This is a genomic window from Acidobacteriota bacterium, assembly GCA_035529075.1.
Taxonomy (GTDB): Bacteria; Zixibacteria; MSB-5A5; order GN15; family FEB-12; genus DATKXK01.
Map to the genome: position 1 here is coordinate 20594 of DATKXK010000001.1, position 18169 is coordinate 38762.

Here is an 18169-nt window from a genome sequence, read left to right on the forward strand (position 1 = left end):
ATCCGAGCTTGCGGGTAGCCGGTGGCCGGCATGCGAGGTTGATCAGAACTCGGAGGGTTTGTTACAGGGGAACTGACGGCCACACTGTAACAGGTACAGATCACGGCCGTCCGACGCGAAGTCCAGGCGGACCGGGGCGCCGAGTGCCTCTTCGATAGAGCGCAAGGCCTGTTTCATCCTGACGACAAAAGGCGTGTCAGTCAGCAGCCCTTCAAAGCACGCGGCTACCTGAACGTCATCCTGATCGAGCCTGGCGGTGCCGGGCCTGCAAATGTGGCCGTCTTCAACGACGCTGATCACGTGTTCGATCCCCGGTATCTGGCTGCTGACAAGTTTCAGGAGGCGGTTCAGTTCCAGCGTCTGAACGGTGCCGGTCTCGAGGTTGATGACGTCGGCTCTCTTGGGACAGTAGCGAAGGATCTCTTCCTCTTCGACGTTAATGCGCATCTGGAGCGATCCCGGCGCCACGAGCATAGGGAAGTCATCTTCCGGGCGGTTCCAGCCGCGCACGTCGAGCCCGGGTACGAGCCGGATTAAACCGTCTTTTCGTTTGACGTTGGGGAACGATCCCAGGTCGTTTTCGCTGAACGCCGCCCCGGCGAAAGTGGGCAGGAAATACTTGCCGGCGCGAGTGCCCACGACTTCCTGGATGAGAACGCCCATCTCCTCGTCGAAGTCCAGCAGATTGTGCTCGACGCGGTACCTGATGGCCTCGGGATTGAAGACGGACGCGTACACTTCGGCGACGGCGTCCAGCAGGGCGTCGAGCCGCTTCTGCTTGCTGCCGTGGTTAGCCAGGAAGAGGCTTTTGTACTTGCCGGCGAAGGCTGCGCCCATGCGGTCTTCAAGGAGGCTCGAACTTCGAACGATAAGGGGGTCATCGCCCAGGTCGTCAAGCGCCATCGCCATTCCCCGGACAATCTCGGACGGGAACCGGGCGGTCTTGAAAAGCCTGACGATATGCGGATACTCGAGCGTAACCTGATCGATCTCTTTATACTTCTGTTCGATCACATGGTCCAGGCCCTGATAGCGTATGAAATGTCGGAGGACGTCGGAACTGATGTACCACGTTTTCGGGGTTTTTATGTCCCTGAGCAGGTCCGATGCGGCGCCTGCCTTTTTCATGACCTGGGCAGCCAGGACGAGTCCGGCTCCTTTGCCGCCCAGTTTTCCCTGGCTGTCGTGGCTGAAAATGACACGCTGGAGCAGGTCCTGTAAATCCGGAATGTCGACGAACTCCCTGGCGGCATCGACATACTCCTGCCGGTCAGATAACAGGCGCCGGATCAACGAGGCCTTAATCCCCCGCATGCTCGTGGTCGGTTCCAGGGGGCGGTCGTGAATCGAATCCTGGTAGCGCCGAATGGCGTCGGCCACGTCGGCGAGGGAGAGGTTTCTGTTGACGACCTGGGCCAGCAGGCTGAGCTTGTCTTCCTGGATCCACTTCTGCAGAAGCTCAAGGATCTCCTCACTGGAGAGGTGGTGCTCGGCAATCCTGAAGGCGGCGGAACTGAAATCCCACAGGAAGCTCATGGGCTGGCTGCGGTAGGATATGCTGGAAGCGTCGTCAGCGGCCTCCTCGACGTGCTCGGTGCGGCCGGTGACACAGGATCGGTACAGGCCTTCGGCCTCGGAAACGCCGGTCCAGCAGAGGTGGCACAGCATCTTCTGCGAAAGTCTCTGGTAGAGGTTCTGGTCGGTCTGCTGCAGGAGCTCGAGCACGGCCAGCCAGCGCCCGTGGCCTTTGCCCGGGCTTTCCAGACGCAGGCTCTCCAGGCTTTCGATGACCTGTCGCATCCTCTGATGGACAATGAATTCGGCGAGACGTTCAGCGATTGTCTCGATCAGCCTGGCCTCCTCGGCCAGGAAGGGGCCGGCGCCGGCCATCTCCATGTCCCTGGTATAGCCGACGTGGATGGTGCCTACGGTGACGTTCTGAGCGACAATCTCGGCGACCTGCACCCAGGGAGTCTCTTTGAACCCGGGGGAGGTGAAAGTCTTGTTTTCGATGGCGATCTTGACTTCACATATTTCCGGGTGCTGCCAGCCGGGCGGTATGGCCTCGACGATGTCGGCGCATACCGTGTCCAGCGACTCCTCGGGCTTGCTCAGGATTTCCTCAACCCGATACAGGCAGTTGAGTTCCTTGGCTCGCTCCTGCAGGCTCGCCAGAAGCTCGTCTACAGTTCTGTCTAAGCCCATCAGTTCTGGGATCCTCTTACCAGCCGGTACGGTCAACTCCTCGGCGGCCGGGATTCAAAGCAGCGCGCCTGGTACCGGCTATTCAATTACCTGTTTGCGGAACGCGCCGCATTCGGCCGTCCGGGGATTGGTCAGGATGCGGTTAGAATCTCCTCTGCTTCGGCCTTATCGACGTCCATCACGTACTGGATACCGCTGATGTCTGCGGCCTCGCTCGTCAACGCGGCAATGTCATCGCGCGTCAGGTGCTCCAGCGCGAACTTCCTGCTACCGGCCATCAGCTGTCTCATTCCCTGGGCGAGCCGCTCATAGTACGTGTACAACCCGAGCGCGCCGGTCGGTACCCGTTCGAAGTCGGCGTCTCCAAGTTCCTTTCGCAGCTCGGTGGCGGTCACGAAGATCTCGTCCTTGGTGTTTCCGAAGCGTTCCACGTAGACGGGCAACTGGTGCTCATCCATGGTTCGTCCGATGGTCTTGCCGACCATGGCGGCGGCAATGGGGCTGCGCGCCATGCCGATAAGTTTGACGAACGGAGCGCCGAGGGCCAGGCCCTTATAGATGTGATCCTCGAACGTGAAGCCACCCGCAAAGGCGATGGCGGGGATGTATTCGCCACGGTCGGCGAGCAGCTTGGCATACCGGTAGGCCAGCGAGTGCAATTCCACCGGCGGGATGCCCCACTCGTTCATCATCCGCCAGGGGCTCATCCCGGTGCCGCCGCCGGCGCCGTCAATGGTGAGCAGGTCGATTTTGTACTTGGAGGCGAACTTGACGGCCCTGGCAAGGTCGGCCGGGCGGTAGGCGCCGGTCTTGAGGAACACGAACCTGGCCCCCGCGGCGCGCAACTCCTCGACGCGAGCGGCGAAGGCTTCCTCGGTGACCATGCCCACTCGCGAATGCCGCTCAAACTCCTTGAAGGCACCGCGCTCGAAGGCCCGGATGACTTCGGGGTTGGTCGGGTTCGGCAGGACGACATAGCCTCGCTCATAGAGCAACTGCGCCTTGGCGAGGTTTCTGACCTTGACTTCACCGCCGATGTTTTTCGCCCCCTGTCCCCATTTCAGTTCGACTACTTCCACGCCGAGTTTTTCAAGGGCGTACTCCTGCGTGCCGAGGCGGGTGTCCTCGATGTTGGCCTGGACGACGATGGCGCCGTAGCCGTCGCGCTGGTGATCCTGAAAGAGCTTCACGCGACGTTTCAGGTCGACCGTGTCGACAACGCGGCCGTTCTTGATGACTGACTCGGGATCCATGCCGACCACGTTTTCGCCGATGGTAAGGCCGGTGCCGGCCAGGGCCGATCCGATGGCCAGCCCTTCCCAGTTGTTCTTGGCAATGTCGGTCGACCCGATACCGGGGATAATCCACGGATACCTGAACTTCAGGCCGTTCTCGTGGCCGAACGTAACTTCGAGATTGACGTTGGGGAAGATGGCCTTGTCGCTGTCGGCCTCGATTCCGTGCGCCCCCACGGCGGTACCGAGAATGTTAAAATGTGAGTAGTCGACCGGGTACGCCTTTTCACCGGCGGTGGTAATCACACCGAACGGCTGGGGATAAATGACCTCGTGCCCTCGGTAGGCGGATTTGCCGATTTCGCACATGCCGATGCAGCCATCGACACACGTTACACACATGCCGGAGGTCGGGACAATGGAATCCTCGGTCCGGTTCTTGGTCAGGGTTGCAGCCGAAGCGTTCACTCGCGTAAGAGACATCGTGCAATGCCCTCCTCTCTATCCTCATTCTTTCGTAATTTCACAGGCGACGCATGGTTCCATGTAACACATCATGTCATGAAACTGCTCTTTCTCGATGCAGGGCGGGCTCAGGTTGGCGCAGCCGCCGCAAACGGCCTTCTCCGGGTCGGTAAAGGTGCACCGGAGTTGACAGGCCGGGCATATGTAAATGCACCCCCCGCACAGACGGCAGACGTCGGATTTGACGTCGAAGGGGGTGCCGATCGTTCGCTTTTCCCCGCGTCCTCGAAAACCGATGGCCTTGGCCATCATCTGTTCCTCGCACATGCGGACGCAGCGGCCGCAGAGGACGCAGTCCTCGTACTCCTGCCTGAACCGCTGCCGGCGGACGTTGTGCGCCGAGGCGAGGTCCTGAATCACCTTGGACTGCGGGCAGGAAGCCAGCAGGAGTTCTATGACCATTTTCCTGGCCCGAAGAACCCGCTCTGACGCCGTGCGGACCTTCAGCCCGGGCTCCACGGGATAGGTACAGGAGGTGACCAGTTTTGCCCTGTCGCCCTCGCCGATCTGGACGAGGCAGAGCCGGCAGGCACCGTAGGGAGAGAGCCCGTCCATGTGACAGAAGGTGGGAATGGGGAATCCGATGAACCGGGCAGCCTCGAGAAGGGTGGTCCCTTTTTCAACGCTCACTTGCAGGCCATTGATGGTCAGGGTAATCATACTGCCTCCACTTTTGTTGCCGCAGGCTCGTCTTCGGTTTCTTTCGGTCTGGTAAAATCGAGGTCACAGCGCAGGCACCGGCATGCCTCGCGAGTGGCTTCCAGGGCTGAGAAAGAGACCTCGACCTCGGCGAAGTTGCGGCACCGCCATTCGGCCGGCGCTCGCGGGGTTTCAGCGCGCTCGATGGTCTCCATCTCTTCAATGTCAACTTTGACCGGCTCGACATAAATGTTCGGCACGGCCGGGGTCGCGGGCTGGTGGAGCTTCTCGTCTCGCAGATAGCGCTCCATCATGACGGTCGCTCTTTTTCCGGCCGCGATGGCTTCGACTACCGTGTTGGGTCCCGTGACCACGTCGCCGGCGGCAAAGACACCATCGCGATTAGTGCAGAGGGTGTCCGTGTCGACTCGCACCGTGTTCCAATCGGTGGTTTCGATATTGCTTGACTGAGCCGGGGAGATGCAGTCGATGCCGGCGTCTTCACTGATGGCCACTATGAGTGTGTCCAGGTTATAGACGTGGTTGCTTCCCTTGACGGCCACGGGGCGACGACGTCCCGTGGCGTCGGGTTCGCCCAGTTCGTTTTTCACGCACTCGAGGCCGGACAGGCGCCCGTTTTCGGTTATGACACGGGTGGGCGTGACGAGCGTGACAATCTCGATACCTTCCTGATCGGCGGCCTCGATCTCTTCGGGAAGGGCGGGCATTTCTTCACGGGTGCGGCGATAGAGGATGGTCACGTCCTCGACGTCCGGTTGTCGCAGGGCCACGCGTGCGGCGTCAATGGCGGAGTTGCCGCCGCCGATAACGCCTACTCTGCCCCAGGCCAGTTTCTGGCCGCGCTGATTGAAGGCCTTGAGGAAATCGATTGACGGATAGACGCCGGTGGCGTCCTCGTTCCTGAGCTGGAGGCGGCGGCTTTTGTGTGCCCCCATGGCCAGCAGGACCGCCCGGTAACCGTTATCGAAAAGATCATCAACGGTGAAGTCGCGTCCCAGGGCGGTATTGCACTTCACGGCGAAACAGTTGTCGATAAGCGCGTCTATCTCCCTTTTGATGATATCCTGCGGCAGCCGGTATGCCGGGATGGCGCAGTAGAGCATGCCGCCGGGTTTGTCTTCAGCCTCGAAGACCGTGACAGTGCAGCCGTGCAGGGAGAGGAAGTGGGCGGCGGTGAGGCCGGCCGGTCCCGAGCCGATAATCGCGACCTTCGGCGGTTCACCCTCCGTCCACGCTCTTCGCTCAGGCCTGTAGGTGGACGGATCGATACGATCGGTGACGAAGCGTTTCAACGCTCGAACGGCCACGGCGCCGCTTCCACTGACGCCGGACTTGCACCGCTGTTCGCAGGGGTGGTGGCATACCCGGCTGCAGACCGACGGGAACGGGTTGGCTTCGCGAATGACGCGGTACGCATCCTCGTACTTGCCGTCGGCGATGTACGCAACGTAACGCCAGGCCTCAGTGCCGAGGGGGCAGGCGGCCTGGCAGGGTGCGCCGACGAGATCGTTGCACACGAAAGCGCGGCACCTCTTGTCGATGATGTGCTCTTCGAACTCCTCGCGGAAATGCCGCAGCATGCTCAGTACCGGGTTGGGGGCCGACTGTCCGAGACCGCACATGCTGGCGTCCCTGACCACGTAGGCCAACTCTTCGAGGAGGTCGAGTGACTCGATAGCTGCCCTGCCCTTACTGATATCATCCAGGATTTCCCACATGCGCTGGGTGCCTTTCCGGCAAGTAAGGCATTTGCCGCACGATTCGTCCTTGAGGAAGGCCATGAAGTACTTGGCGACGTCGACCATGCAGGTGTTTTCGTCCATAACGATCATGCCGCCGGAGCCCATTATGGAACCGGCCTTCGCGAGGCTCTCGTAGTCGATGGACAGGTCGAACATCCTGGCCGGAATGCAGCCGCCCGAGGGACCGCCGGTTTGAACCGCCTTGATTCGTGCCTTGCTTACCGGCCCGCCGCCAATGCCGTAGATGACTTCGCTGAGTTTCATCCCGAGCGGGACTTCGACGAGGCCGGTGTTGCGGATTTTTCCGACCAGCGAGAATATCTTTGTTCCGGTGTTGCCCGGTACCCCGACCTTGGCGTACTCTTCAGCCCCGACCTTGATGATGGCCGAGATGTTGGCCAGCGTTTCGACGTTGTTGATACAGGTCGGGCAGCCGTTGATACCCTTCTCGATGGGGTAGGGCGGTCGCTGTCTGGGCTCGCCCATGAAACCCTCGACGGATCTTATCAGGGCGGTCTCCTCGCCGCAGACGAAAGCTCCGGCTCCCCGCACGATGTCAACGTCGAAGTCGATGCCGGTTTCCAGGATGTTCTTGCCCAGCATGCCGAGGTCGCGGGCCTGGCGAATGGCGATGAGCGAATGCTTGATGGCCAGCGGGTATTCGCTGCGCACGTATATGAAGCCCCGGGTGGCGCCGATCGCAGTGCCGGCAATGATCATTCCTTCGATGATCGCATGAGGATTGCCTTCCAGGAGACTGCGGTCCATGTAGGCCCCGGGGTCACCTTCGTCGGCGTTGCAGACGACGTACTTCTGCCCCAGGGGGCTGCTGGACGCCCGGGCCAGCTCCCACTTGCGGCCGGTCGGAAAGCCGGCGCCGCCGCGCCCGCGGAGTCCGGACTTCTTTACCTCGTCGATGATCCACTCCGGGTCCGGACGAGAGAGCACCTTTTCGAGAGCGGCGTATCCGTCCTGTTCGAAGTAGTCGAGAATCCTTATGGGGTCGAGTTGCTGATTGTTGCCCAGGATGGTCCGCGTCTGCTTACGGAAGAACTCGATATCGTTCTGGCAGGCGTAGGGTTTGAGCTCCCTTGAGTCTCTGTAGATGAGGTCTTCGTCGATCCGTCCTTCCAGGGTGGCTTCGATAACTTTGGGCACGTCCTCCATCCTCAGTTTTGGATAGAGGTGTCGGCCCGGCTCGACCACAATGAAGGGATCCATTTCGCAGAATCCCTGGCATCCGGTAATCCTCAGGGCGAGTTTTTCTTGGAGGAAGTGGTCGAGCAGGTACTTCTTAACGATCCTTATGACATCGTTGGAGCCGCTGGCCTGCCCGCCGGTTCCGGAGCACACCACCAGAGTAGGCCTGTCATGCTGAATGTCCCGTTCGGACAGAATACGTTGCCGAAAGCCCGTCAGCTCGTCAACTGATGAAAGTCTCTTCATGTATCACTTCTCCCGTTAACGCCAGGTGAGCAACCGTCAATCCCCGGCCGTTCCTCTCAGGTCCAGCAGGTGACCTTTGCAACCCCGACGTGAGCACAGTTGTACGATGCCGCCGCCACGGACGATCATCGGTATCATGGAGGCGCCGCACTCGCCACACGTGGCCCCGCCGATCATCTCGGCATGGCAGTGAGGGCAGAACACGTGAACGATGGTGTCGACCGGAATTTCGTACAGGGAGTGCACCGCGTAGCTGCCCCACAGACTCGAAAGGGCCAGCCAGCCGTGCTTGTCACCGAAGGAAACGGTCACTCGAATGGAAGGGTGACCGTCGATAGAGTGGTCCGGATCCATGAGGCTATGGTTGCAGCGGGCGCAACTGACGTCGATGGGGAAGATCCGCTCGTCGGTGTCGATTTCAATTTTGTCCAGGCCCTCTTGCACCCGGTCGAGAATTCCTTTGATCATCGACGTCTTCACCTTGGAAAAGTAGTGGCCGTCGGCCACGACAATCGGGCCCAGGGCGCAGGCGCCGAGGCAGTTGACGGTCTCCAGGGTGAACTCGCGGTCGGGGGTGGTGTCGCCTGATCCGATGCCGAGTTGCCGTTGAACCTCTTGTGCCACCGCAGGGGCTCCCCGCACGTGACAGGCGGTGCCCAGGCACACGGAGACAAGGTGCTTGCCACGGGGTTTGAGGCTGAAGGCCTTGAAGAATGCCGCCACGCCGTACACGTCGACCAGCGACCGGCCGGTTTTTTCGGCCACCTCTCTCAGGGCCTGCTCAGGGAGATAACTGTATTTGGCCTGAATCTCTTCCAGAATCGAGATCAGTTCCCCCTGTTTGCCTTCGTGTTTTTCAAGGATTCCTGGAATTTCGTCAGTATTCATTCTCACCTTTCTGACAGCCCCGGGGGTCCGTTAAGGCGTGCAATGGGATTTCGTTACTCGTAGTGATCACAATGCCACACTCCTCCGCCCGGCCGCGGCAACGAGCAGCCTTCGCGGTGTTCGCAGTCGATACACAGCCCCTCTCGCCGGCGTGAGCTTGCACTTGAGCCGGGGTCTCCGGCCCCGGAAAGAGGCGATCGCGTGAGCGATACCTGTCCGGTATCGCCGCTGCCTGGCGGGTAATGGCTCTCGAAAAGGTCGCAGTATAAAGCGTCGAAACCTTTCATCGCCCGGTAGACGCAGAAGGAGGCAAGATTGCAGGCAGAGCAAAGGCCACCGCCCATCGCTCCCTGAATATGTTCTTGAGCCATCCACTCCCACGTCTGCTTCGTTGGGCTGACGTGAATCGCCAGCCATTTTCACACAGTAACAAGCCGCATGCCCATTCGCGGTGCCGGGTGTGTCCGCCCCTGCGGAGCTTCGTGGAGCCGTTTCGTTGAGTGTTAAGATGTTTTATGGTAACGAATTGGAGAAGTCGGTCAGTGTCTTGTGGCCGGGACTCAAGGGTCGTGCGGGGTTGCACGCTCCGGACTTCGGGTGGGGATTTATGCCCCACTGGAGCGAAATGCCCCGATCACACAGATCGCAGCCCGGGCCGCTGGGCGACAGTCAGCACGGGGCCGGTCATCATCGGCGTGTGATCCGGGTGGCACTCTTTTCAGAGCGTGTGAGAACGGCGAAACTGACGGGTGGCGACCCTGGAGGGAGGGGGATCAGGATGAAGAATCCCGGATGCGCTTCAGTTTTTCGCGGAGGGTTTTACGGTCGATGCCGAGTATTTCGGCCGCCCGTGTCTTGTTGCCGCCAACGCTGGTAAGGACGTTGGAGATATATTCCTGTTCTACGTTCTGCAGCGTGCGGTTGAAGCTGGCCGGCCGTGGTGTAGTCGTACGCATCAGCGAAGGCAAATCCGGGACATCGATGACGTCTCCGTCCGTCATGACGGACAATCGCTGGATGATGTTCTCGAGTTCCCGGACGTTGCCCGGCCAGTAGTAGTTTTTCAGGGCCTGAAGGGCGTCGTCGGAGAAACGCAGTGGCGGTTTCTCGAGTTCTTTTGCGACGCGGATGGCGAAATCGTGGGCCAGCAGGAGCACGTCATTGCCGCGTTCCCGGAGCGGCGGCACCGTAATGGTGATAACACTCAATCTGAAGTACAGGTCTTCTCTGAACGACTCCTTCGCGACGAGGGTCTGGAGGTCCTTGTTGGTGGCGGCGACTATCCGGACGTTGACCTGTCGTGAGCGATTATCACCGACCATGCGGACCTGCTTGTCCTGAAGGACGCGCAGGAGTTTTACCTGCATGGCGAGGCTGGTTTCGCTGATTTCGTCCAGGAAAATCGTGCCGCCGTCGGCGGTCTGGAAAAAGCCGGCGCGTGAGTCGGTCGCCCCGGTGAAGGCGCCCTTGACGTGCCCGAACAGCTCGCTTTCAAGCAGCCCTTCGGGTATGCCGCCGCAGTTTACGGGGACGAAGGGAGCCGAGACACGGTTGCTGTTGTAGTGAATGGCTCGAGCGACCAGTTCCTTGCCGGTGCCGCTTTCACCGGTAATGAGCACCGTCACGGGTGTTGAGGCGGCCTTGCCGATGGCGCGGAAGACGTTTTGCAGGGCCTCGGATTCACCCAGGATGCCGTGGGATCGGGACGCCTTTTTATCCGAGCCGAAGCGGGCGGCGCGGCGGGAATGAAGCTTGTCGAGGGCGCGTTCCACGGCGCTGAAGAGTTCGGTGTCGGTAAACGGCTTGGCGAGGTAGTCGTCGGCGCCGGATTTGACCGCAGCCACGGCACCATTGACGGAGGCGTGCCCGGTGATCATCATCACCTCGGTATCCTTGTAGTTCTCCCGGACGTGCCTGACGAGATCCAGGCCGCTCAGCCTGGGCATCTTGAAGTCGGTAACAACGAGGTCGATGGAGGCCGTTTCGAGGATCGAGACCGCTTCCTCCACCCCGGGTGCCGTGAACACCTTGTAGCCGCGTGAATGCAGATTGCGCCGCAGTACCTCCAGGGTGTCCGGGGCATCGTCGACCACCAGGACGCGTTCCTGTTCACCGTTCCTGGTCATCCGGATTTCTTCCGAGTCGTTTCGTCGAGCGGTGAGGCCGGAAGCCGGACGATAAGAGTTGTTCCATGGCCGACTTTGCTTTCCACCTTTACCGTTCCGCCGTGTGCCGACACTATGCCGTGAACCACGGAAAGACCGAGACCGGTTCCCTGGTCGACGGCCTTGGTAGTGAAGAAGGGATTGAAGGCTTTCTTCAGAACCTCGTCCGTCATGCCGCTGCCGGTATCCTCAACGGTCAACTGCACGTACTTGCCGACCGGCGACGTCGTGATAGTCAGCCGCCCACCGTCGGGCATCGCCTGCACCGCGTTAACGACCAGGTTTGTCAGCACCTGCATCAACTGTGACCGGTCGGCCACGAGTCTCGGCAGGGAGGGAGAAAGGTTGCGAATCAGTTCGATGCCGGCCTTCTTGCACCGCAGCTCGAGGAAGAACAGCCCGTCCTCGACGAGTTCACTCACGTTGAGCTCGGTGCGCATGGGGGTCGTTTCCCTGGCGAAAACGAGCAGTTTTCTGATCACCTCACGGGCGTGCAGGGCGGCGTTGACGATTCTGTCCAGATCCTGGCGGGTCTGATCGACCAGGCCGCTCTCCTTGGCCGACAGTTGCGAGAACCCCAGTATGCTGGCGAGCGGTTCGTTAAGCTCGTGCGCGACTCCGGCCGCGAGCTGGCCGAGAGTCGCGAGTCGATCGGCATGGCGCAACTGCTCCTGCAGGAGGTACTTTTCGGTCTCGGCGTGCTTTTGTTCGACGATGAGTGAAACTTCGCGGGCAAAGGTATCGATAAGGTTTCGCTCTTCCGATAGGAAGGGACCTTCATCGAGGTCGGGCCGCTTTTCAATGTATCCGACCTCAACCCTGCCGCGCGTCCGCCGGTCCACAACCACCGCGGCATCGATCACGTGGACGGCCCTGGCAAACTCGGGAGTCGCGTAGGTATCGGCATCGACAGTGATTCGTGCGGCTGCAATGTCCGTATAGAGCAGGGCCGGCGGAAGCAGTTTGACTGCTCCCTGCAAAATGTCGTTCATTGACGCGCCGGGCTGGGCGGTTAGTTTGGCGATGCCGTACAAGCACAGGAGTTCTTTGACGCGCTCGCGCAGGGCTACCTGCAGACGGCGCTGCTGCATGGCCATACCGAGGGTATGGCCGAGCCGTTCGAGGGATCCCACCAGGTTGGGCTGAAATGCATCCGTGTGGCTTGACTCCAATTGCAACAGACCGGCACGCTCCTGACCGGTATCGATCGGCAGGATGATCATGGAGCGGCACTGCCGGCTGATGCGGAGGCCGGGCTGCTCCGAATCTCTGAATCGGTCAAGCCCCTCGAGACCGGCCTTGCGGATGTCGCCGGTCCAGAAGCTGCCTGCCCGGGTGAAGCTGTAGTCCGAAGAATGCCCGGACATGGCAACAACGTCCCGGCACAGGGCTTCGAAGGCGTGATTCTCGCCGGTGGTCCATTGGAAATCGTCGCCCGAGGGCGGCTTGATGGGGGACACTGTGCACTGAAGCGGGTCGTTGCGGGTGCGGGTGGCCTCACTATAGTAGCATCGGCCATGATCTTTGATGACCACGCGCACAGTGTTGCAGCCTGCCTGTTCGAGGAGCAGTCGGGACACCTCCCTGAGGAAATGCACCCGGGGCATGCCGTTACCGGCATACTCCAGAACGCGCCTTGAAAGTATGCGCTGGAACTCCAACTCTTCCGGAGCCTGTTTTCTCGGGCTGCTTTCAGGTGCCTGGTTTTGCACGGCTGTTCGGCAACGCTCCATATCAAGGGATAGCAGGCAATCGGTTCGGGCGGGTGTCCGTCGGCCCGGCCTCTCTGATGTGTATTCTCGGCTTCAATCTGTCCTTCGCAAGTGCTATTAGCACCAACTAATTACAGTGGTCACATAAGGCCGAGAAGTCAAGGGGAAAGTTATCTGCAAGCGGCGTGCCGGCACCGGCAGGATGACCCGAGGTGCGCACCGAGCGCGGCCGCACCCGGTTATGGTCTGTTCGTAAGACGAGCCAGCCGTGCCCGGGCGTCGTCCAGTTCCGCGGCCCCGGTCTCGGCCTCGGCCCACAAGTCGAGGAATACCCTGTACTGTTCAGCGGCGTCCTCGGTCCTTCCCATCTGCTCGTACGCCAGGCCGAGATAGTAGTATGTTCTGACCGCCTGAAGGCCCCAGAACAGGCGTTCAGCTGGACTTCGCGTCAGGGCGGTTTCAAGATCATCGACCGCTCGCTCATATCTGCCGAGTTCCAGATGTGAGCGGCCGAGCATGACACGGGCCGGGAAGGCGCAACCTACAGAGTCTTCAAGCGCCTGCTGCAAGGCGGCGGCAGCTTTCTCCCAGTTGCCTTTTGACAGCTCTATTGTACCCACCGCGTAGTAGTAATTTGACAGAGGCCGGCCGGCCTTCCGGAGCCTGGTTATCAGAATCTCGGCGTCCCGTTCGGCGCGAGCGATCCGGGTATTCTCTGCGAGCATCTGTATGCGGAGATCCTGCCCGTACAACGAATCCGTGCGATCCGAAGCGAGGTTTACCTGGGTGCTCAAATCGAATTCCCTGAGTGCCTGCTCCAGGTTCTTTTCTTCAGAGAATATAGTTGCCAGCAGCAGGTGGTGAGAACCGTGCACTTCACCCCCCGAATCCGCGGCGTTGGCCCTGATGCCGGCCTGGAGGACATCGACGGCTACCTCGAGTTTGCCCTGGTAGAGCGGGACGTACGCAAGGTACAATCTCCCGGTCGAACGCCAGTTCTTGCCGGCAGTTGAAACCAATTCCTGCAGGGTAGCCTCCGCCAGGGCGTATTCACCGGTAAGAACGTAGAGAAACCCGAGCTTCACGCGAGAGTTGTGGAAATCCGGTTTTATCGCCAGCGCCTTGCGGTACGATTCAATAGCCGGATGCAACTGGCCGTTCGCGGCGTAGATGTCACCCCTGGAATCGTACGGATTGGGTTCTTCCGGGGCCAGCGAGATGTAGGTATTGATTGCCTCGAGGGCTTTCCGGACGTCGCCAAGCCCGTTATACGAGTAAGCGAGCATGTTGTACGCGACCTTGAACAGGGGATCCATTTCGATGATCTGGGTGAGGTATCGCACGGCCTCGTCATAGTCGCCCAAGCCGTACGTGTACGTGGCAATAAGGTAGAGTGCTTCCTTGTCATCAGGATACTGCTCGACGGCTTTGCGAAGCACCTCTATGGCCCCGGTGACATCATCCGAGACGATAGCTTCCAGACTTTTGATGTAGTACCTGTCCTTCTGGCCGGCCCGGTCGGCGTACTTGACGGCGCTGGTGATGTAGTCGGTGTCCCTGGTTCTGGCCAGATAGTAGTAGGCCATGGCAAACGTGGAGTCTATCCGCACGGCCCTTTCAAAGCAGGCCGCGGCTTCCGCCGTATAGTACTTGTGATACTGTTCGATCCCTTCGAGGTAGTAGCGGTACGCTTCGGGCGAGTGCGTAGTCACATCGGCCACGGGGCGGTCCGGTTCCTGCCGTGCGGAAGATGGAAGCGACAGGTCCTCTTTTATCCGAACGGTCAGTCTATCGACCAGGGAGAAAATGTCGTCACCCGGTTTTCCGTCGATTCGCTGGGACGCCACCGCATTGCCCGTGGCGACGTCGGTGAGTTGTCCGGTGATAACATAGTGCGGTTCCGCCTGGAGAATGCTTCCCATGATGATCCAGGTGGCGGAAGCTTCGTCGGCGACTTGAGATGCGATATCCCTGTCCACCACCCTCGCGCCCTCATGCCCCAGCAGCTTGAGGATATCGTACAGCCGCTGGCTGGAGACGATCTGGAGGTACCGGGACTCAGAAAGGTCGGTGATAAGCAGGTTGGAGACAATTTCGCCAAGGCGGCCGGCGTCCTCGGGGTCGGCCAGGTTCTCAAAATACATGACGGCGACACGATTCTCGACCGCAACCGCTTCCTGGGAGGGCCGAAACTCCAGTTGCCAGTCCTTGACCAGGAGAAGAAACAGGATGGCGGCGGCCACCGCCGAGGTCGGTACGAGGGAGAACCAGAGGCGTCGACGGCGCAGCGGCCGTGGTCTGTCCGCCAATGCGGTCGTATCCTGCGTGGATCTGCTCCGTACGGCACTCCGGACTGTCTCACGGACGTCGGGATCGTATTTCATCAGTCGAGCCGCCTGCTGGAACTGCAAAACGTTGTTCATGCAGTGTTCGCACTCAAGCAGGTGAAGTTCCAGTTCCCGACGCTCCTCGGAGGTGAGCATGCCCACTTCATAGGCATACAGCATGTCGTCGAAGCGCCGATCGAGGCAGTCGCTCATGGCTTGAAGCCTCCTTCTTCCAGACAACTCTTCAGCATTGCCCTGGCGCGCGAGAGTAGAATGTAGGCCGCGTTTTTCGTCAGGCTCAGTTTTGCACAAACCTCAGCGGCGCTGTATCCCTGGTAGTGCAGGTGCAGAATCTGAGCATGCCGATGATTCGCGGCCGCAACCGATTGCAGGCAATTGAGCAGTCGTCGCTTGAATTCGGGATCCGGATTCCACGACGAACCGGTGGCATCGCCGTCCGCCCGGGTCGTAATCCTGCTTTCCCGCCGCTGCTTGGTCCGGTAGTAATCCAGGAGTTTGTTCTCCAGTACCCTATAAGCCCACGCCGCGAAACTGGTCGTGAAATCGATTTCCCTGTACTTCTCCGCGATTGTAATCAGAGCCTCCTGGACGATTTCCTCCCCATCCTCCTGGCTCTGTATCCTTTGTTGTACAAAGACCCGGAAGCTTTCAGTCAATCGCTGAAAAAGCTGTTCTTCGGTGGCTCGATCTCCGAGGCGGGCCAAATTCTGTAAGGCGTTGATGTTCAAAAGTACCGTCTGATTCGACACCTGTCTGACCTCTTAGTATACGCAGCTCGTTCGTTTGGCGCAAATATCAACACGATCGGCGGTTCAGGGGCGGCCGACGATCAACCCGGACCGGAGTCTGATTTCTCAGCTTTGGGTTGAAAGAGACAGGCCTGAGCAACGACTAAGGGATTGCACACGAGGGGTGACGGAAGGCGGCCCGGGGCGGGCTTGCCACTGATCGCCTGGATTTTGCACCATGACTTGACAGGACGGCGATTACGCTCGCCGCAAGGAGGGAACATGACCAGGATTATCTGCCTGTTGATGGCGGCGGTGCCGTTAACGCTCGCGGCAGGCATCAACGCTCAGGGCCTGATCGACGGCCCGGAGAGCGTTGCCTTTGACTCACTCAATAACCGCTACCTTGTATCCAGCCTGCGAAACAGCACCATTATCTCGATTGACACGGCCGGTGCCCAGGACGCCTTCTACCCGAATCTGGGCGTAGTGGCGGGCAACTGCATAGTCGGGAATACGCTGTACGTTACCGCACGGCCGGACGTGGTCGGGATTGACCTGACAACGCGCGAGGTTGTCATGCATCTGAGTGACAAGCGATGGCAGACAATCGACGGGTTGACCGCTGACACGTCCGGCAACCTGTACGTGCTGGAGACAATAGGGGCAGAGATTTACAAGATACGACTGAGCGATAACACGTACTCCGAGTTTGTGATGTCCGGTATCACTTCCGGGGCACAGGACCTGTTTTTTGACGAGAGGCATAACCGGATCCTTATCTGTACCTGGGTCACCGCCCACCCCATCCAGTCGATCAGTCTCGAAGACTCGACGGTGACGACTCTGCTATCGCCGACGCCGGGGTTCTTTGACGGCATAACGATGGACCAGAACGGCTTTGTGTACGCCGGGTCATACATGGATAATGCCGTATATATGTGGGACAGTACTTACAGCAATCCGCCGATTCGGATTTCGACCGGGCATACCGAGCCGGCCGGTCTTGACTACAACAGGCGCGACGACATCCTGGCCGTGCCAAACTTCGGCGGGGACAGAGTAGACTTTGTCAAGTGCAACGTGCCGTCACTCCGCGTAAGCGGTTGTACCCTTGATGACAGCGGCGGCGATGGGGATGGCCGCGGCGATCCCGGTGAATCGGGAGAGCTGGCGGTCATCCTCGGTAATAAATTGTGGGAGGGGCAAAACGTTGCAGCCGAGTTGACCAGCCTGGATCCGAATGTAACCGTTGTTTCGTCAACGGTTCAATTCGGAACCTGCGCCGGCTGGGGCCAAAGAACCGTTTCGGGAACCTCCTGCGCGCTGGAGATAGACGACGCCTGCCCGGTTCCGCGCATTGCTCCCCTTGAGATAGCAGTCACTGCCGGGGGCGGGTACGAGATTACCGACACGGCGTACCTGTTCATTGGTGATACGACGGGCTTTGCCGATCAGTGTGAGAGCGGGGCCGGTTTCTGGAGGCATTGGTCTGCGACGGTCAACAGCGCCGACGAGTGGCACCTCGACGATTACAGGGCCCACAGCGGCGACTACAGCTGGAAGGTGGGGGGCGCCGGCAGCACGCCCTACGCACACACGTCCGACGGTGCTCTGGTGTCCCCACCCTTACTTCTCCCGCCGGAAGCGCGCCTTTCGTTCTGGCACTGGATGGAGGCCGAACAAGGGGGTGGGGAGGGCAGTGCCTGTGACGCTGGGGTGGTCATGATATCGGCCGACGGCGGCGAATGGCAGTTGCTGACCCCCGTGGACGGATATACGCATACTCGTATTGGCGATCTGCTCAATCCGCTTCCCGCCGGGACGCCGTGCTTTTCGGGAAGTCTGGACTGGACGCAGGCGGAGTTTGATCTCGCGGCGTATTCCGGTGTGGTTCGGTTGATGTTCAGGTTCATCACGGACGCCGGTGTCAGCCGGGAAGGCTGGTATATCGACGATATAGAAGTCTACCCTGCAGGTTGCTGCCTCGGGGAGACCGGGAACATCGACGGCGATCCGGAGGAGATCGTGGACATCGGCGACCTGACGACGCTGATCTCTTACCTCTTTATCAGCCAGGTGGAACCTGCCTGTATGGAAGAGGCGAATACGGACGGTGATATCGCAGGTGTTGTCGACATCGGCGATCTGACGAAGCTGATCTCGTACTTGTTCATCAGTTACGTCCCGCCGGCCGCGTGCCAGTAGTGAAGAGAATCATCGCTGCCGGGCACCTTACGAAAAAACGGCGGCCGTGAAGTAGGTTGTTTCTGAGCGAGAACGCCAACCGGGGCCGCCTGAGGGAGGCCGTCGGCATGTGCCGTCGGTTGACGCCGGCGCTTTTCACCTTGGATATTTCGAGTATCTTTGCTATACTGCCGTCAGGGAAAGCCATAAGGTGTGCAATGAACGTTGAAGTCTCGCGGGCAACCCGAACTCCTATTGTCTCCGCCGTGGATCAGCGCAGGTCCCTGAATGCCATTCACGAAACCTCTTCCTTCGGCGTTTAGGCGAG

At 60.0% G+C, this 18169-nt stretch carries 10 protein-coding genes; 1 reads left to right on the top strand and 9 read right to left on the bottom strand.

The window, feature by feature from the left end; all coding sequences use genetic code 11:
• Nucleotides 1-42: 42 nt before the first annotated feature.
• The 9 genes from VMY05_00070 to VMY05_00110 form a co-directional block, all read right to left on the bottom strand.
• Entirely contained in the window at nucleotides 43-2205 is a 2163-nt protein-coding gene (locus VMY05_00070) for a PEP/pyruvate-binding domain-containing protein (protein ID HUV29471.1), read from the bottom strand.
• A 131-nt stretch (nucleotides 2206-2336) separates the two neighbouring features.
• On the bottom strand, nucleotides 2337-3923 hold the full coding sequence (locus tag VMY05_00075) for an FMN-binding glutamate synthase family protein (protein ID HUV29472.1): 1587 nt from the start codon (nucleotides 3921-3923) through the stop codon (nucleotides 2337-2339).
• Nucleotides 3924-3947: 24 nt separating this feature from the next.
• Nucleotides 3948-4625 carry a 2Fe-2S iron-sulfur cluster-binding protein gene (locus VMY05_00080; GenBank protein ID HUV29473.1) on the bottom strand — a complete coding sequence of 226 codons (678 nt, stop codon included), beginning with the start codon at nucleotides 4623-4625 and terminating at the stop codon, nucleotides 3948-3950.
• Nucleotides 4622-7813 carry an NADH-ubiquinone oxidoreductase-F iron-sulfur binding region domain-containing protein gene (locus VMY05_00085; GenBank protein ID HUV29474.1) on the bottom strand — a complete coding sequence of 1064 codons (3192 nt, stop codon included), beginning with the start codon at nucleotides 7811-7813 and terminating at the stop codon, nucleotides 4622-4624. Before VMY05_00085 ends, VMY05_00080 begins: the two co-directional genes overlap by 4 nt.
• 36 nt (nucleotides 7814-7849) lie before the next feature.
• Nucleotides 7850-8701, bottom strand: a complete 852-nt coding sequence (locus VMY05_00090) for an NAD(P)H-dependent oxidoreductase subunit E (GenBank protein ID HUV29475.1) — start codon at nucleotides 8699-8701, stop codon at nucleotides 7850-7852.
• 773 nt (nucleotides 8702-9474) lie between these two features.
• Entirely contained in the window at nucleotides 9475-10827 is a 1353-nt protein-coding gene (locus tag VMY05_00095) for a sigma-54 dependent transcriptional regulator (GenBank protein ID HUV29476.1), read from the bottom strand.
• Nucleotides 10824-12578 carry an ATP-binding protein gene (locus VMY05_00100; protein ID HUV29477.1) on the bottom strand — a complete coding sequence of 585 codons (1755 nt, stop codon included), beginning with the start codon at nucleotides 12576-12578 and terminating at the stop codon, nucleotides 10824-10826. The genes VMY05_00095 and VMY05_00100 overlap by 4 nt, the downstream gene beginning before the upstream one ends.
• Nucleotides 12579-12817: 239 nt before the next feature.
• Nucleotides 12818-15118 carry a FlgO family outer membrane protein gene (locus VMY05_00105; GenBank protein ID HUV29478.1) on the bottom strand — a complete coding sequence of 767 codons (2301 nt, stop codon included), beginning with the start codon at nucleotides 15116-15118 and terminating at the stop codon, nucleotides 12818-12820.
• Nucleotides 15115-15675, bottom strand: a complete 561-nt coding sequence (locus tag VMY05_00110; protein ID HUV29479.1) for an RNA polymerase sigma factor — start codon at nucleotides 15673-15675, stop codon at nucleotides 15115-15117. The genes VMY05_00105 and VMY05_00110 overlap by 4 nt, the downstream gene beginning before the upstream one ends.
• A 261-nt stretch (nucleotides 15676-15936) precedes the next feature.
• Here VMY05_00110 and VMY05_00115 point away from each other — a divergent pair, with 261 nt between their 5' ends.
• A complete protein-coding gene (locus tag VMY05_00115) occupies nucleotides 15937-17862 on the top strand; it encodes a hypothetical protein (protein HUV29480.1) in 1926 nt (641 codons plus the stop codon).
• Nucleotides 17863-18169 lie beyond the last annotated feature (307 nt).

Excerpts from the sequence above, each read along its gene's own strand:
- VMY05_00080 (HUV29473.1), bottom strand. The coding sequence starts at position 4,625 with ATGATTACCCTGACCATCAATGGCCTGCAAGTGAGCGTTGAAAAAGGG.
- VMY05_00075 (HUV29472.1), bottom strand. The coding sequence starts at position 3,923 with ATGTCTCTTACGCGAGTGAACGCTTCGGCTGCAACCCTGACCAAGAAC.
- VMY05_00090 (HUV29475.1), bottom strand. The coding sequence starts at position 8,701 with ATGAATACTGACGAAATTCCAGGAATCCTTGAAAAACACGAAGGCAAA.
- VMY05_00105 (HUV29478.1), bottom strand. The coding sequence starts at position 15,118 with ATGAGCGACTGCCTCGATCGGCGCTTCGACGACATGCTGTATGCCTAT.
- VMY05_00115 (HUV29480.1), top strand. The coding sequence starts at position 15,937 with ATGACCAGGATTATCTGCCTGTTGATGGCGGCGGTGCCGTTAACGCTC.
- VMY05_00070 (HUV29471.1), bottom strand. The coding sequence starts at position 2,205 with ATGGGCTTAGACAGAACTGTAGACGAGCTTCTGGCGAGCCTGCAGGAG.
- VMY05_00085 (HUV29474.1), bottom strand. The coding sequence starts at position 7,813 with ATGAAGAGACTTTCATCAGTTGACGAGCTGACGGGCTTTCGGCAACGT.
- VMY05_00095 (HUV29476.1), bottom strand. The coding sequence starts at position 10,827 with ATGACCAGGAACGGTGAACAGGAACGCGTCCTGGTGGTCGACGATGCC.